The following is a 14,617-nucleotide window of genomic DNA, read 5'->3' as shown; positions in this document are numbered from 1 at the left end:
TTTTCTTTTTCAAGTTTTAATAAATAACCCTTTATTTTTATTCCATCTAAATAACTTCTTCACCACTTCTTATAATATTATCTCTTTGTCAGATTTTCAAGTTTCGATAATATTATTATAATACATTTTTTTATTAACTAATTACAAAAAATCTAAGAAATATCAACAAATTGCACAATTAAGCTAAATAAAAAAACATTCCGTTAAGAGAATGTTTTTAGGAATATCTATTATCAGTGGAGTAATAATTTCTTGATGTAATGCCAATACAGACAATATATCTTTTGCAACAGACCAATTGTAATCTTGTATCCATTCTAAAAGCCTAGGGCAAATAGGTTTTATCTCTTCATCAGATAATAATTTTAATTTTTCAATATTACAGTTATCAAACTTATCTTTTGGAAGTAGTTCTTCGACATTTTTCATAATCTATTTCTCCAATCCAACACACAATAGTTTTCTTATCTCCCCTAATTAAATAGACAAAAATCGTTTATGTTTAGATTCTAATATCTACATGTATAAATGTCAAACAAATTATAACTTAATATACTTGTATATAAGTACTGATATTAATCTAAGCACCACTTTGCCTTTTGCTAGATATACAGTTTATAGTAGTATGACCATGATTCTTTCTAGATTTTAAAGAATTAAAATCTTCTTAAACATATCCATTTTATTATATTATAAAAATGACCTATTTTTATATACAATAAATTTTCAAAATAATAAATGTTATTTTAAGTTAATCAAATATAATATTTGAAACTTTATCCCAGTTAATCTCTCTCGAATTATATTCAGGGTGTGATAATTTCACTACATGAGTTGAATTATTATAATTATAATAAATTGTAGTAGTACCATCAATTTGATTCTTCTTGTATCCTTGATAGCTAGCACCATTTGGCACTTTTTTTTCAATAAGACTATATGCATATGAAGAATCAAGCATTCTTACTTTATTTGGAAATATTAACATAAAAAAAGTTATAAGAGCAAAAATACATATACATGTAATACTATACCATTTAATCCATTTCATACAATTCCTCCTATTTTACCAATATATACTATTATTATTTCCATATATTTATAATATTTATACATATGATAAAATTTTTAAATATTTACATATTAGGTGTAGAAGATTCTATTTTATAAGTTAATAAATTTTTAAGGTTTTATTAAAGAAAAATTTATTTTTAAAGATTACAATAAAGATAGTATTTATGAGGTTAAAAATATAAATTTTGAAGGGAGATAAATTACAATTATGTGGACACTTTATCCGTTATTTTGTGCAATATTACCTTGTTTAATATACCAAATAATTGTTATAAGAAAAGTAAATTTAAAAGAAAAGAGGAGTTTAATAACACATCTAATATGGGTCTATGTTTTTTTATTTTATATTTACTTAGCACTTAGCAAAGCAGGTATTGGAAGTATATGGGATATAGGTAGATATGATGAAATTATTAGGCTAGATGAAATAAATTTAATTCCATTTAGTTCAAGTGGTGCTTTAACTTATATTCTAAACATCATCATGTTTATGCCTTTAGGATTTTTACTTCCTTTGATTTGGGAAAGATTTAGAAATTTTATTAGTATATTATGGACTGGATTAGTTTTTTCATTAGCAATTGAGATTTGTCAATTATTCAATCATAGAGCTACAGATATTGATGATTTGATGATGAATACTCTAGGTGCTATTTTGGGATATTTCATATGGATATGTATAAATAATTTATTTAATTATATAAGTAAAAAGACTCTCTTTTCATATCGATATGAACAAACTGTTAAAGATGAAATTGCTGTTGAAGCTGATGATGATACAAATAGAAAAGCTATTAATCTTCCTAAAAATGAAACTATTATGTACTTAATATTAGCTGTCTTAGGAGAATTTCTATTGTATAATTTTTATATCATTCCTTATTAGATAGTTTAATATATATTAAATTTACATTTTATTTTAATATTTATGTATAAATAAAATCCCCCTTCTTATTACATTAAGAATGGGGTATTTTATTCTTTAAAGATAATATATTTAAAAATAATCTTTTTATATTATTGATAATACGTATTTTCCCTTTTATATTTTATTGTTGCAAAAACAATATTTAAAATAATCTATAACTTTTAATTATAATTACCTTCAACAAAATTATTAAAATACTTTTCAAATCTTAACAGCCTAACATAATCGCCTTACTTAATTGGCATTTGAAATATTCGATTTACATTACATCTAACTTTATTAGCAGTTATATAATCATACTCAGTACCATTCTCAATAAAATTTTGTATCTTATCTAATACTTGTATTGCTCTCTCTTTACTTTCATAATCTCCTATCTTCCTAGTATTATACATATCTTCAAAGGTTACATATATTTGATTATCATTTATTTCAATTTTACTAACTTTCATTAAATTAGTTTTATCCTGGCTTCTAATTATTATCATTTCAACCTCTCCAATATATTTAATTTATTTTAAAATCATTTCCTTGTTATATACTATTTTGACATAATTAAAACTTTTACCATTACATACTTATATATCATCTTTCTCTTTTGTGAATTTCTTTAATTCTAAAATATTTACTAAATTAGTTCTCTTTTTTATTTCCATGATAAATCATCTGTTAATTATTCCAACACCATTATATAATCTATTTCACTTAGTAAAACTTATCCTTACCACCCTTCTCATGTTGATTTATACATTTGGTAATTGTATTAATAAAAATTTTTATTCAAATCATTTGCATCTTAAATCATTTATATCAAAACTCAATATTTTTACAAAGTGCACATCTCTTTTCTTATAAACTTAGTTTTATATTTCCTTCAAATAAATGTATTATAAGATTTATTTTTAATATTTTTATTACTTTTTTGATTTATTTTTAATAGCATCATTTTTAATTTTGATTTTTTGTATCCAACATATCACCTCTCCATAAATTACCACTTGTATAATTTATATTATATATATACAAACGGTAATTATCAATCTTTTTTCTTCTCTTTTATCTTTTTTTATATATTTTTGGTAATTTTATTTTACTTTTTAGTAAAATAACTTATAATTTCGGTAAGGAGTGATGTACATATGGAAAGTTTAGGAGATAGAATAGCAAAGTTAAGAAAAGAGTTGGATATAAATCAAAAGGAACTTGCTACTAAAGTTGGTATAACTGAAGCTAGTTTATCACGTTATGAAAATAATCTGCGAGAACCTAAAAGTGAAATAATAGTAAGATTAGCAAAAGCACTGAAGACATCTACAGATTATTTATTAGGTATAAATGAAAATACAAAAATAAATAGAGAAGACAAATTAATAATAGAAAGTTTATCAGTTAGTGAAAAAACAAAACAACTTTTAGAAAAGATATATTCACTTGAGGAAGAAGATAGAGAAGCTATAGAAAAAATGATTGATAATGCTTATATAAAGAGATTTTTAAAAGAAGAGAACTAATTCTCTTCTTTTACTTTTTCCAAGATTTCTAATAACAGTTCATAAAAATCAATATCTACACTCAATAAAAAATCTAATTTAATTCCTGTGTCTTTAATTTTTTCCTTTCTTATAATAGTAGTATTTGATTTTTCCACATGCACCATCCCCCAGCGAACCTATGTTCTTAATTTTGTTCAAAGATTCCCAACAAATTTTTAATAAAAATTATGTAATTATAATTTTTCCATTTCATAAAATATTTTTCTATTATCCAAAATTTTCTTGGATAATTATCTTAACTATATAATAATACTTTTATTCTAGAGATGCAATAAAAAACTCGTAATTATAACAAAAAAATCTATTATTGTAGAATTTTGTATAATTTTTATGTTTTTATATATTTTTTAAGATAATTCTTATTATAAAATTTTGTATAAATATATAAATTTTTATGTTTATTTAATCTACTTTTTAGTACTTGATAAATTATAAAAAATACTGAAAATGATAGTTTACTAACTATCATTTTCAGTATTTTTTTGCCATTTATAAACATAATTAAAATCTACTTTCTAAGGGGCGAATAGATTTATCTGTCTGTGCTTCAAAATTCTCTCACAAAATAGTATTTCTCTTTTATTTAGTTCCTTAAAAATCATCAGTAAATAGTATCAAATTCACTATTATTCTCTGCTGCTTTTTCTTTTCAACAAATAAATTTATGTTATTCTATTTATATTTGTGTAGTAAAATTTATTCAGCTTTAGACCATTTTTATTATTGAGAGTTTAAGTTTTCATGATTTAATTATTGGAACTTAATTATTAGTGAAGATAAAGTTAATTTTCACTATAAGTATTATTTTTCAATATGTACTTACTATATAATTCTATTATTTATTTTCACTTTCAAGTTTTAATAAATAATCCTTTGTTTTTATTCCGCCCAAATAACCTCTCAAACTTCCATTAGAACCAATAAGCCTGTGGCAAGGTATAAAAATAGAGATAGGATTTTTACTATTGGCTAATCCCACTGCTCTATATGATTTAGATCTATTAATTGTATTCGCTAATTCTAGATAAGTTCTTGTTTCTCCATATGGAATTTTACAAAGTTCACTCCACACTTGTTTACTAAACTCACTTCCTGATGGATGTAATGGCAAATCAAATTTTTTTCTATCACCATTTAGATATTCACTTAACTGTTTATTTGCTTCTTTTATAATTTCAGTCTCTTTGACTGTGTATTTTTCACAAGATAATTCTTGCATACCAAAGAATAAATCTGTAATATAATTATTTTCTTCTGATATTCCTATCTTCCCAATTTTAGTTTCATAGTAAAATATATTTTTCATTAAATACTATATCCTTCCACATTTATTTTTACCTTCAGTTATATTAATAGTTTTACTTATTTATATCATATATTTTATCAACTTTTATTAAAAAAAACTTTAATACTCTTAAAAATAGTTATTTTATATAAAATCAATTAATAATCCTATATTACATAAATAATAAAAATAATTATATTTTCCTTCTTAAAACTATAAATCTATAAATTAATTAAAATTAATCAAAATTAATCAACAAGAAAGTCAGTAGAGCATAATGTATCAAACCGCACATTTTGCTCTACTGACTTTTATTACTTAACTAAAACTTCAATATTTTCATTTTTCCCATCTATAACTATAGTACAGCCATTATATATATCTCCAGCAATAAGTTTTCTTGCAATTATAGTTTCTAATGTATTTCCTATATATCTCTTAAGAGGTCTTGCACCATACACAGGGTCATAACCTTCTCTCACCATAACATCTTTAGCTGAATCTGTAACTTCAATAGAAATATCTTTTTCTTTTAATCTATTTTTTAAATCTTCCATAAATATGTCTATAATTTTCTTGATATTATCTTGGTCTAAAGGTTTAAACATTATAATATCATCTACTCTATTTAGAAATTCAGGTTTAAATCGATGCTTCATCTCATTCATTACAAGACTGTTAGTAGTATCTGTTATGTTTCCACCTGCTTCTAATAAATAATTACTTCCTATATTAGAGGTCATTATTATAAGAGTATTTTTGAAGTCTACAGTCTTACCTTTATTATCAGTAAGTCTACCATCATCTAATATTTGTAAAAACATATTAAATACATCTTCATGTGCCTTTTCTATCTCATCAAATAATATTACAGAATAAGGTGCACGTCTAACTGCTTCTGTAAGTTGTCCCCCCTCTTCATATCCTACATATCCTGGAGGAGGTCCTACTAATCTTGATACAGCATGTTTTTCCATATATTCAGACATGTCAATTCTAATTATATTATCTTCACTATCAAATAAATTTCTAGCAAGAGTTTTTGCAAGTTCAGTTTTTCCAACTCCTGTAGGTCCTAAGAATATAAATGAACCAATTGGTTTTCTTTCATCTTTTAGACCAGCTCTTGCACGTATTACTGCATTTGAAACTGCTGTAACTGCTTCATTCTGTCCAATAACTCTCTCATGAAGTTCATCTTCTAGCTTAAGTAGCTTTTCTCTTTCACCTTCAACTAATTTAGTTACTGGTATACCTGTCCACTTTGATACAATATTAGATATTTCTTCTTCTGTAACTTCTTCTTTTAAAAGTGAATTCTCAGAACCATCATTCATACTTTCCTCATATTTCTTTATTTGCTCTTCTAATTTAGGTATTTCACCATATTTAACCTCCGCTGCTTTATTAAAATCATATTCTCTTTCATATTTTTCAGCTTTCCCTTTAGCTTCATCTAATTGAGATTTTAAATTTTTAATATCTAATATTTGACTCTTCTCTTTTTCATATTTAGCAGTCATTTCATCATTTTTAGATTTTAACTCTGCTATTTCCTTTTGAATGTCTTCTAGTCTTGACTTACTCTTATCATCATTTTCTTTGAGTAAAGCTTCTCTTTCAGTTTCTAGTGTAAATAATTTTCTTCTAACCACATCTAATTCTGTTGGTAATGAATCTATTTCACTACGAATCATAGCTCCAGCTTCATCTATTAAATCTATTGCTTTATCTGGTAAAAATCTATCTTGTATATATCTATGAGAAAGTTTTGCTGCTGCTACAATAGCATTATCATGAATTCTTACTCCATGATGTATCTCAAATCGTTCTTTAAGTCCTCTAAGTATAGATATTGTATCTTCAACAGTAGGTTCTTCTGCAATTACAGGTTGGAAACGTCTTTCAAGTGCTTTATCTTTTTCTATATATTTTCTGTATTCATCAAAAGTAGTTGCACCAATACAATTTAACTCTCCTCTTGCAAGCATAGGCTTAATCAGGTTACCTGCATCCATTGATCCTTCTGTTTTACCAGCTCCAACTATAGTATGAATCTCATCTATAAATAATATGATTTTTCCATCAGAACTTTGAACTTCTTTTAAGACAGCCTTTAATCTTTCTTCAAATTCTCCTCTATATTTTGCACCAGCAATCAATGCACCCATATCAAGAGAGAATACTATTTTATCTTTTAATCCTTCTGGTACATCTCCTCTTACTATTCTTTCTGCTAAGCCTTCAACTATCGCAGTTTTACCTACACCTGGTTCACCAATTAATACAGGGTTATTTTTTGTTCTTCTCGATAAAATTCTTATAATTCTTCTTATTTCTTCATCTCTTCCAATTACAGGGTCTAACTTATTTTTTTTAGCTAAATCTACTAAATTTGTTCCATATCTAGCAAGCGCATCATATGTTCCTTCTGGGTCTTGCGTTTCTACCCTTTGACTACCTCTAACTTGTGATAAAACGTTTAAAAAGTCATTTTTATTTATATTATATTGTTTCAATATTTTACCAACAACTGATTTTGATTCTGTTTCCATCATTGCAAGCATAACATGCTCAACACTTATATATGAATCTTTAAATTCTTTAGAAATACTTTCTGCTTTTATAAGTACTTCATTTATTTTTCTAGTAGCTGACACTCCTTGTGAATCTGCTCCTTCTCCATATACTTTTGGAAGTTTATCCATTTCAAGGTTTACAGTATTTCTTAAAGAATCTATTGATATATTCATCTTTTCTATTATATTTGGTATTAACCCATCTTCTTGATTAATAAGTGCTGAAAAAAGATGAATTACATCTACTTGTTGGTTATGATTTTTTACTGCTTCATTATAAGCCTCATTTAAACTTTTTTGAACTCTTAAAGTCATTTTTTCTACGTCCATATAAATCCCTCCATTTTAATATTATATCCAAATAAATTAAATTCTCTCATTTATGATTATTGATTTTCTAAGCTCCAAAAGACTATCAAGCAAACTTTCATTTTTTTGTATGTCAAAACTTAATGTCAGATTAAAGGTTCCATCTGAGTTAAAAAAATCAAACACTTCTTTTGATTTTGCTTTTAGATATAAGTCTTCATCTATAAGTCTTTTTTCACCTATTAACAAATACTGGCATTTCTCTATAAAACTCTTTCTAAAATCAATAGTATATAGATTTTCTAAAAGATTATATTGGTAAATTGCAATATTATTAAACACTTTTAATAAATTTGAATTTACAAAATTGTAAATTTGATTATCGTTATACAGTGATATTTGTTCGTATATATACTCTCTAAATAAAGGATGAATGTTTTGTCTAAGTTTCAAAGTAACTTCGGCTGGTATTTCAAAATACAACTTCCAGTATTCAGAATTATTTTTTTCTAATATAAATGCTACTTTGTTTAAACTAGTGGGGCTAATCTCTTTTAATGTACATTCAAAATTATAATGTCTCAAACTAGTTTCTTCATTTTCAAATACATAATCAAACCACTGTAGAACATTTCTATCAAGTTTTAAACTCATATAAAAACCTTCTTCCTTATTTACTAACCTTATTAGGTCTTTTTATCTGATTATATTCTTCTAATAAACTTTCTTTATCAGCTCTATTTCCTTTATATGCTATATGTGGATTTATCATATACTCACCATTTTTTACTCTCTGTAAAAAATCTAATTTTTTTAGTTCTGTAAACAATGAAGACAAGGAAGTCTTTGGATATTCAAATTCACAAGATAATTCATGTAATGTTTTTCTAATCTTATTATTTTTATCCATAGAATTTATTAATTTTATTGGAATTAAATCTCTCTTAGTATACATTCCTTCTGCCACTTTGATATAATTTTTAAAGCAAACATTCATATATTTACTTTTGTTCATAATCAAATTTCTACTCTCTGTATATTCTTGATTTAAATCTTTTTTTAATGCCTTCTCTAAATTAAATATCTCTTCTCACTCTCCTTATCTCTAATTGATAATATAAATATATTACAAAAAAATATGTATGTCAAAAACAAAAACAGCAAAAGTTTATCTATAAAGTAAACTTTTATTTAGCCAGAAGCTAAACTTTATTATTTCTTAAAATTAGCATTTTCAATTTATTGGTAAGATTTTCGAATAATATTTGTAAATTTTTTTAAAAAATTTTAATATGCTCAATAAAATAGTCTTTCTATAAAGTAAAACTATTGAATGCATAATATTTCCAATTATTTTTTTTGTAGGCTTACTTGACATAGTATACATATATTTATATAATGTATATATACTATATATACAATTTAAGGAGGTGTCTAATTGAATATAGTTATTAGTAATTCAAGTGGCAAGCCAATATACGAACAAATTACTACACAAATTAAAAGTATGATTATAAGTGGAGAGTTGCCAGAAGGTACTGCTCTTCCAAGTATGAGATTATTAGCAAAAGAACTTAGAATAAGTGTAATTACTACAAAGCGAGCATATAGCGATTTAGAACATGATGGATTTATTGAAACAGTTACTGGTAAAGGTAGTTTCGTATCTGGCAAAAATATGGATTTTGTTAAAGAAGAACAACTTCGTTTAATTGAAGAATACCTACAAAAAGCAGTTGATACAGCTCAAAGTAGTGGTATTACATATGATGAGTTAAAAGATATTTTACTTTTATTATATAAGGGAGAATGATAATTATGGACGCAATAACTATAAAAAACCTAAACAAAGCTTACAAAAATTTTGCATTACAAGATGTATCTTTTTCAGTACCAAAAGGCTCTATAATGGGATTTGTAGGTGAAAATGGTGCAGGAAAAACTACTACATTAAAATCAATTTTAAATTTAATATCTTATGATAGTGGAAATATCGAAATTTTTGGTCTTGATAACATAAAAAATGAAAAAGAAATCAAAGAACAAATTGGTGTGGTATTTGAAGGAAGCAACTTTCATGAGAATTTAAATACAAATAATATCTCAAAAATTATGAGCCATATCTATAAAAACTGGGATGATACACTATTTAAAGAATATTTAAAAAAATTAAGAGTTCCAAATAATAAACTAATTAAAGAATTTTCAAAAGGTAATAAAATGAAACTTAGTATTGCTGTAGCTTTATCTCATAAACCAAAGTTATTAATATTAGATGAAGCAACTAGTTCACTTGACCCTATTGTAAGAGAAGAAATATTGGATATATTCTTAGATTTTATACAGGATGAAGAACATTCTATTATTTTATCTTCACATATTACAAGTGATTTGGATAAAATAGCAGATTATATTACATTTATACATAAGGGAAAAATTATATTTAGCGAAAGCAAAGATGAATTAATCGATACTATGGGTATCTTAAAATGTAGTTCTAATGATTTTGCTAAACTTACAAATGAAGATTATTCATATTATCGTAAAAGCCAGTTTGGATATGAAGTACTACTTAAAGACAAGTACAAATTTATTACAAAACATCCAAATCTTATAGTTGACAATACAACAATTGAAGAAATTATGTTATTTTATGTGAGAGGTGATAAATAGTGAAGGGACTAATTTTAAAAGACTTACTTAATTTAAAAGGCAATATAAAAATTATGATTTTATTTATGATTGTATTTGGATATATATCTTCTGTGGGAGATGGAAATAACAATAGTTTTATGGGTGTTATTATAGTTTTATGTACAACAATGATTGTCTCAACATTTTCATATGATGATTTAAATAAATGGGATAGCTATGTACTTACAATGCCTATCAAACGTAATGCTATTGTATTAAGTAAATATTTAACTATGTTAATATTTAGCTTTATAGGTGTATTTTTCTCACTTATTATTAGCATCGTTATTGGATATTTTAAAAATACACTTGTTTTAGATGAGACTTTAGTTATTACAGGATTAATTTTATCAATTTCAATATGTTTTGCCAGCCTTATTTTACCACTTATTTATAAATTTGGTACAGAAAAAGCTCGTTTATTAATGATTGCATGCTTTTTACTTCCTACTGCTGTATTATTAGGATTTAAAAGCCTTTTGGAAAGATTTAATTCAAGTATCTCTATTGAGATTATACTTAATACTTTAGTTTATTCTCTTCCATTTATTGCTATTTTTTTGTTTGTAATTTCATATTTTATTTCTACAAAAATTTATTGTAAAAAAGAAGTATAAAATATATTAACACCAGTTTTTATGTTTAAATAATTTTATAAAAATACTATCGAGGTAAAAGTTGATGGTATTTTTATTTTTTATTTCTACTAGGCTTTTTATTTTTTTATTATTTATTTGTTTAATAACATCCTATTATTTTCCAAATATACTGATATAATATAATTATCTGATAAATTTAGTTGACAATTATATTTTTAGGAGGGTACATATGTTAGGACAAAGATGTATGGATTATTTACAAACATTAGGAAAAATAAGTTCAACAACAACAGGTCTTACAAGACTTATATTAACTGATGAGCATAAAAAATCGATTGAATTAATAAGTTCTTGGATGAAAGGTTTGAATCTTGATGTTGAAATTGATGATATTGGAAATGTTATAGGTACATATAAATCTACTTTCTTAAACGCACCTACATTAGTAGTTGCATCTCATCAAGATAGTGTAAAATGCGGAGGTATATTTGATGGAATGCTAGGAATAATTGTTCCTCTAATTGGACTTGAGGAAGCTATAAATAATAATAAATCTTACCCATTTAATGTTAAAGTAGTTGCATTTGCTGAGGAAGAAGGTACAAGATTTGAAACATCTCTAATGGGAAGTAAAGTTTTTGCTGGTACTTTTAAAAAGGAGCTACTCAAATCTGTTGATGAAAATGGAATTACACTTGAAGAAGCTGTGACAAAATTTGGATTTGATACTAAAAATTTAATAAATTTACACCCTAGAAAAGATATTGATGCTTATTTAGAATTCCATATCGAACAAGGGCCTGTCTTAGAAAACAACTCTCTTCCTGCTGGGATTGTTTCAAGTATTACAGGATTTAAGAGTTTTAAAATATCAGTAAATGGCAAATCTGGTCATGCTGGAACATTACCAATGGATATGCGATTTGATGCTGGATGTTGTGCTTGTGAATGTGTATTAGCAATTGAAAATATAGCTAAGATAACTCCTGATTTAGTTGCTACAATTGGAAAGATGAATTTTTATCCATCATCATCAAATGTAGTTCCTGAAAGAGTTGATTTTACTCTTGACGTACGCTCATGTTCACAAGAAATTCTTGATATTTCAGTAATAAAAATATTTGATGAAATAACTCGTATATGTCAAAATAGAAAACTTAACTATACAAGTGAACTCTCTTTTGAAAATGTTCCTGTACCATGTTCTGATAAAATAACAAAAGTTATAGAAAAAAGTTTTGTAGATTTAAATCTCAACCCATTTTATATTTATAGTGGCGCTGGTCATGATGCTCAAGAAATGGATAATATAACTGATATAGGTATGGTATTTATAAGATGTACTGAAGGTATAAGTCATAATCCTAATGAAAATGTTACTGTGAATGATTTAGATATTGCGGTAAAAATATTTTTAAAAATACTAGATAATCTTAATCTAAGATAATTTTATGATAATACTCTCTATTCTGATGTATTAAAAAAAATGAAAATAAACATGAAGAAGGTAGCAACTAACCATAATTGCTACCTTCTAATTCTATTTATATATAAAAGTTGGTATCCCATCAAGAGTATCAAATCTATCATTTCCATTAGCTATATACCTTACTTATAATTATACATTCTATTCATAATTAGCTCATTTTAAATCATATATATTATACAATAGATATCTTTCTAATAGTGGAAATAAACATTCAAATTATTTTTAATATTTCTATTGATTTTTATTTATTTACCTTAAAAAACATAAAGGATACCAAAACTGATATCCCTTATAAATATTATATATTCATTTTTTATTATATTTCTAATTTAATATTCAACTTAACTCATAGAGTTAGAAAATTCTTCTCCTGCTGTAACAAGATTAGATAATAATACATCAGCCAGAGCATCATTAGCTGAACTTATTATCCACTTATTATCTTTCTTAGTACATTCAAACTCTACAGTTTTTGTTACAAAAGTTTCTTCAACACTTTTTTGCTTTTCTTTCATGATTGACACTAACATTTCAGTTGTTTTCTCATCTGTTAAATCTTGACCTGAAAAACTCATGCCAAGCATCTTTGTAAATGCTTCAGCTATTATTTCTTTAAGTAATGGTGTTGAATCTACAAACTTACACTCTACTTGAATTTTTGCATTATTATTTTTAATCTCACTGTCTTTTATTGTGTATGTTATTTTAGATGCATTATTTTTTAGATAATCTAAAACATACTGTGCACTTGGGTCTTCTGTTTCTAATTCTTTTAGTATATCCTTATATTTTTCATCATTATTTTCCATAACTTTGTTCATACCTTCAAAGTCAAATTTCTTTGCACTACTAAAAAAATTATTGATTGTATCTTCTGGTTTTGCACTTGAACATGCTGTCAAAGATATTGCTAATAAAAAAGTTGTTAAAAGTAATATGATTTTTTTCATATCTCAAATCCTCCCTCTTAATTTGTTGATACATAAGTTATTTTAACATATAATGAGGATTTTTAATAATATATTTAGAATATTTATCACTTTTATCAAAACATAAACCTAGATTAAAAAATATTTATATTAAATTATTATTCATATTTACATCAGTCATAGTAGAAACCATAATAGCCTTTATAGTATGCATTCTATTTTCTGCCTCTTCAAATACTTTTGAATACTTGGAATTAAATACCTCGTCAGTAACTTCTAATTCTGATAATCCAAACTTTTCATAAATTTCTTGACCAACTTTAGTTTCTAAATCATGAAAAGCTGGAAGACAATGTAAAAATATAACATTTTCATTTTCAGTTTTCTTTATCATATCCATATTCACTTGATAATCTTTAAGTTGATTTATTCTCGCTTCATATTGTTCTTCTTCTCCCATAGAAACCCATACATCTGTATATATAACATCAGCACCTTTTACATCATCAATATTTTCAGTTAACAATATATCTCCTTTAGACTTTTTAGATATCTCTCTCATATCTTCAACTAACTTTTCATTTGGCCAAAGCTCTTTAGGAGCAAGTGCTACAAAATGAATTCCCAATTTAGCACATCCTATCATCAACGAGTTACCCATATTATTTCTAGCATCCCCAACATACACAAATTTAACTTTATTTAAATCTTTATCTACATTTTCAGTTACTGTTAGAAAATCTGCAAGTATTTGAGTTGGATGATATTCATCTGTAAGGCCATTCCAAACAGGTACTCCAGAGTATTTTGCTAAACTTTCAACAGTTTCCTGTTTAAATCCTCTAAATTCTATACCATCATAAAATCTTCCTAAAACTTTTGCTGTATCAGATACAGATTCTTTTTTACCCATATGACAGTCATTGGGACCTAGGTAAGTTACATGAGCACCTTCATCATGAGCAGCTACCTCAAACGAACATCTAGTTCTTGTTGATGTCTTCTCAAACAATAATGCTATGTTTTTGCCTTGCAATAAATCTCCTTTTATACCAACCTTCTTCTTAGTTTTTAAATAACTAGATAGAGTTAATAAATATCTAATTTCCTCTTTAGTGAAATCCTTTAATGTTAAAAAACTCTTTCCTTTTAAACTTATATTATTCATATTGATTTTC

The 14,617-nt window shown here is 25.4% G+C and carries 16 protein-coding genes; 6 read left to right on the top strand and 10 right to left on the bottom strand.

What is annotated here, in order from left to right; all coding sequences use genetic code 11:
- Positions 1–183: 183 nt before the first annotated feature.
- Positions 184–429 (bottom strand): DUF5071 domain-containing protein, encoded by a 246-nt coding sequence (locus KGF46_RS05780; RefSeq protein WP_227827968.1) that lies wholly within the window; start codon positions 427–429, stop codon positions 184–186.
- A gap of 322 nt (positions 430–751) precedes the next feature.
- Entirely contained in the window at positions 752–1,051 is a 300-nt protein-coding gene (locus KGF46_RS05775) for a hypothetical protein (protein ID WP_227827967.1), read from the bottom strand.
- A 231-nt stretch (positions 1,052–1,282) separates the two neighbouring features.
- On the opposite strand from KGF46_RS05775, the gene KGF46_RS05770 reads away from it, so the two are divergent.
- Positions 1,283–1,960, top strand: coding sequence for a VanZ family protein (locus KGF46_RS05770; RefSeq protein WP_227827966.1), 678 nt, complete (start codon positions 1,283–1,285; stop codon positions 1,958–1,960).
- A gap of 272 nt (positions 1,961–2,232) precedes the next feature.
- On the opposite strand, the gene KGF46_RS05765 is transcribed toward KGF46_RS05770, so the two are convergent.
- The gene (locus tag KGF46_RS05765; RefSeq protein WP_227827965.1) at positions 2,233–2,490 is read right to left on the bottom strand and encodes a hypothetical protein; all 258 of its coding nucleotides are present in this window, start codon (positions 2,488–2,490) and stop codon (positions 2,233–2,235) included.
- Between the two features lie 651 nt (positions 2,491–3,141).
- Here KGF46_RS05765 and KGF46_RS05760 point away from each other — a divergent pair.
- A complete protein-coding gene (locus KGF46_RS05760; protein ID WP_227827964.1) occupies positions 3,142–3,513 on the top strand; it encodes a helix-turn-helix domain-containing protein in 372 nt (123 codons plus the stop codon).
- On the opposite strand, the gene KGF46_RS05755 is transcribed toward KGF46_RS05760, so the two are convergent.
- The 5 genes from KGF46_RS05755 to KGF46_RS05735 all read right to left on the bottom strand — a co-directional run bounded on the left by KGF46_RS05755 (position 3,510) and on the right by KGF46_RS05735 (position 8,743).
- Positions 3,510–3,650, bottom strand: coding sequence for a hypothetical protein (locus KGF46_RS05755; protein ID WP_227435245.1), 141 nt, complete (start codon positions 3,648–3,650; stop codon positions 3,510–3,512). The two genes, KGF46_RS05760 and KGF46_RS05755, sit on opposite strands and share 4 nt — an antisense overlap.
- Before the next feature lie 740 nt (positions 3,651–4,390).
- On the bottom strand, positions 4,391–4,861 hold the full coding sequence (locus KGF46_RS05750) for a methylated-DNA--[protein]-cysteine S-methyltransferase (protein WP_227841616.1): 471 nt from the start codon (positions 4,859–4,861) through the stop codon (positions 4,391–4,393).
- Between the two features lie 293 nt (positions 4,862–5,154).
- Complete coding sequence (clpB, locus tag KGF46_RS05745; protein ID WP_227856362.1) at positions 5,155–7,749, bottom strand: ATP-dependent chaperone ClpB; 2,595 nt, start codon at positions 7,747–7,749, stop codon at positions 5,155–5,157.
- Between the two features lie 36 nt (positions 7,750–7,785).
- Entirely contained in the window at positions 7,786–8,382 is a 597-nt protein-coding gene (locus KGF46_RS05740) for a hypothetical protein (protein ID WP_227827961.1), read from the bottom strand.
- Between the two features lie 16 nt (positions 8,383–8,398).
- Positions 8,399–8,743: a replication/maintenance protein RepL gene (locus KGF46_RS05735; protein ID WP_227840955.1), complete on the bottom strand. Its 345-nt coding sequence runs from the start codon at positions 8,741–8,743 to the stop codon at positions 8,399–8,401.
- A gap of 423 nt (positions 8,744–9,166) precedes the next feature.
- On the opposite strand from KGF46_RS05735, the gene KGF46_RS05730 reads away from it, so the two are divergent.
- The 4 genes from KGF46_RS05730 (at position 9,167) to KGF46_RS05715 (ending at position 12,468) form a co-directional block, all read left to right on the top strand.
- A complete protein-coding gene (locus KGF46_RS05730; RefSeq protein WP_227827959.1) occupies positions 9,167–9,541 on the top strand; it encodes a GntR family transcriptional regulator in 375 nt (124 codons plus the stop codon).
- Entirely contained in the window at positions 9,538–10,401 is an 864-nt protein-coding gene (locus KGF46_RS05725; RefSeq protein ID WP_227841091.1) for an ABC transporter ATP-binding protein, read from the top strand. The genes KGF46_RS05730 and KGF46_RS05725 overlap by 4 nt, the downstream gene beginning before the upstream one ends.
- Positions 10,401–11,039, top strand: a complete 639-nt coding sequence (locus KGF46_RS05720; RefSeq protein WP_227827957.1) for an ABC-2 transporter permease — start codon at positions 10,401–10,403, stop codon at positions 11,037–11,039. The genes KGF46_RS05725 and KGF46_RS05720 overlap by 1 nt, the downstream gene beginning before the upstream one ends.
- Positions 11,040–11,250: 211 nt before the next feature.
- Positions 11,251–12,468, top strand: coding sequence for a M20 family metallo-hydrolase (locus KGF46_RS05715; RefSeq protein WP_227841092.1), 1,218 nt, complete (start codon positions 11,251–11,253; stop codon positions 12,466–12,468).
- A gap of 383 nt (positions 12,469–12,851) precedes the next feature.
- Here KGF46_RS05715 and KGF46_RS05710 read toward each other — a convergent pair whose 3' ends face one another.
- Together KGF46_RS05710 and argF are read right to left on the bottom strand one after the other, a co-directional pair.
- Positions 12,852–13,460, bottom strand: coding sequence for a DUF4878 domain-containing protein (locus KGF46_RS05710; protein ID WP_227841615.1), 609 nt, complete (start codon positions 13,458–13,460; stop codon positions 12,852–12,854).
- Positions 13,461–13,584: 124 nt separating this feature from the next.
- Positions 13,585–14,607, bottom strand: coding sequence for an ornithine carbamoyltransferase (argF, locus tag KGF46_RS05705; protein WP_227827954.1), 1,023 nt, complete (start codon positions 14,605–14,607; stop codon positions 13,585–13,587).
- Positions 14,608–14,617 lie beyond the last annotated feature (10 nt).

It is taken from the genome of Clostridioides sp. ZZV14-6153 (assembly GCF_020657855.1).
Lineage (GTDB): Bacteria > Bacillota > Clostridia > Peptostreptococcales > Peptostreptococcaceae > Clostridioides.
This window is presented reverse-complemented; position numbering and strand designations above follow the sequence as displayed.

What these genes read in the sequence shown, in the direction of transcription:
- KGF46_RS05780 (WP_227827968.1), bottom strand. Translation starts at nt 429, where the DNA reads ATGAAAAATGTCGAAGAACTACTTCCAAAAGATAAGTTTGATAACTGT.
- KGF46_RS05775 (WP_227827967.1), bottom strand. Translation starts at nt 1,051, where the DNA reads ATGAAATGGATTAAATGGTATAGTATTACATGTATATGTATTTTTGCT.
- KGF46_RS05770 (WP_227827966.1), top strand. Translation starts at nt 1,283, where the DNA reads ATGTGGACACTTTATCCGTTATTTTGTGCAATATTACCTTGTTTAATA.
- KGF46_RS05765 (WP_227827965.1), bottom strand. Translation starts at nt 2,490, where the DNA reads ATGATAATAATTAGAAGCCAGGATAAAACTAATTTAATGAAAGTTAGT.
- KGF46_RS05760 (WP_227827964.1), top strand. Translation starts at nt 3,142, where the DNA reads ATGGAAAGTTTAGGAGATAGAATAGCAAAGTTAAGAAAAGAGTTGGAT.
- KGF46_RS05750 (WP_227841616.1), bottom strand. Translation starts at nt 4,861, where the DNA reads ATGAAAAATATATTTTACTATGAAACTAAAATTGGGAAGATAGGAATA.
- clpB (WP_227856362.1), bottom strand. Translation starts at nt 7,749, where the DNA reads ATGGACGTAGAAAAAATGACTTTAAGAGTTCAAAAAAGTTTAAATGAG.
- KGF46_RS05740 (WP_227827961.1), bottom strand. Translation starts at nt 8,382, where the DNA reads ATGAGTTTAAAACTTGATAGAAATGTTCTACAGTGGTTTGATTATGTA.
- KGF46_RS05735 (WP_227840955.1), bottom strand. Translation starts at nt 8,743, where the DNA reads ATGAACAAAAGTAAATATATGAATGTTTGCTTTAAAAATTATATCAAA.
- KGF46_RS05725 (WP_227841091.1), top strand. Translation starts at nt 9,538, where the DNA reads ATGATAATTATGGACGCAATAACTATAAAAAACCTAAACAAAGCTTAC.
- KGF46_RS05715 (WP_227841092.1), top strand. Translation starts at nt 11,251, where the DNA reads ATGTTAGGACAAAGATGTATGGATTATTTACAAACATTAGGAAAAATA.
- KGF46_RS05710 (WP_227841615.1), bottom strand. Translation starts at nt 13,460, where the DNA reads ATGAAAAAAATCATATTACTTTTAACAACTTTTTTATTAGCAATATCT.
- argF (WP_227827954.1), bottom strand. Translation starts at nt 14,607, where the DNA reads ATGAATAATATAAGTTTAAAAGGAAAGAGTTTTTTAACATTAAAGGAT.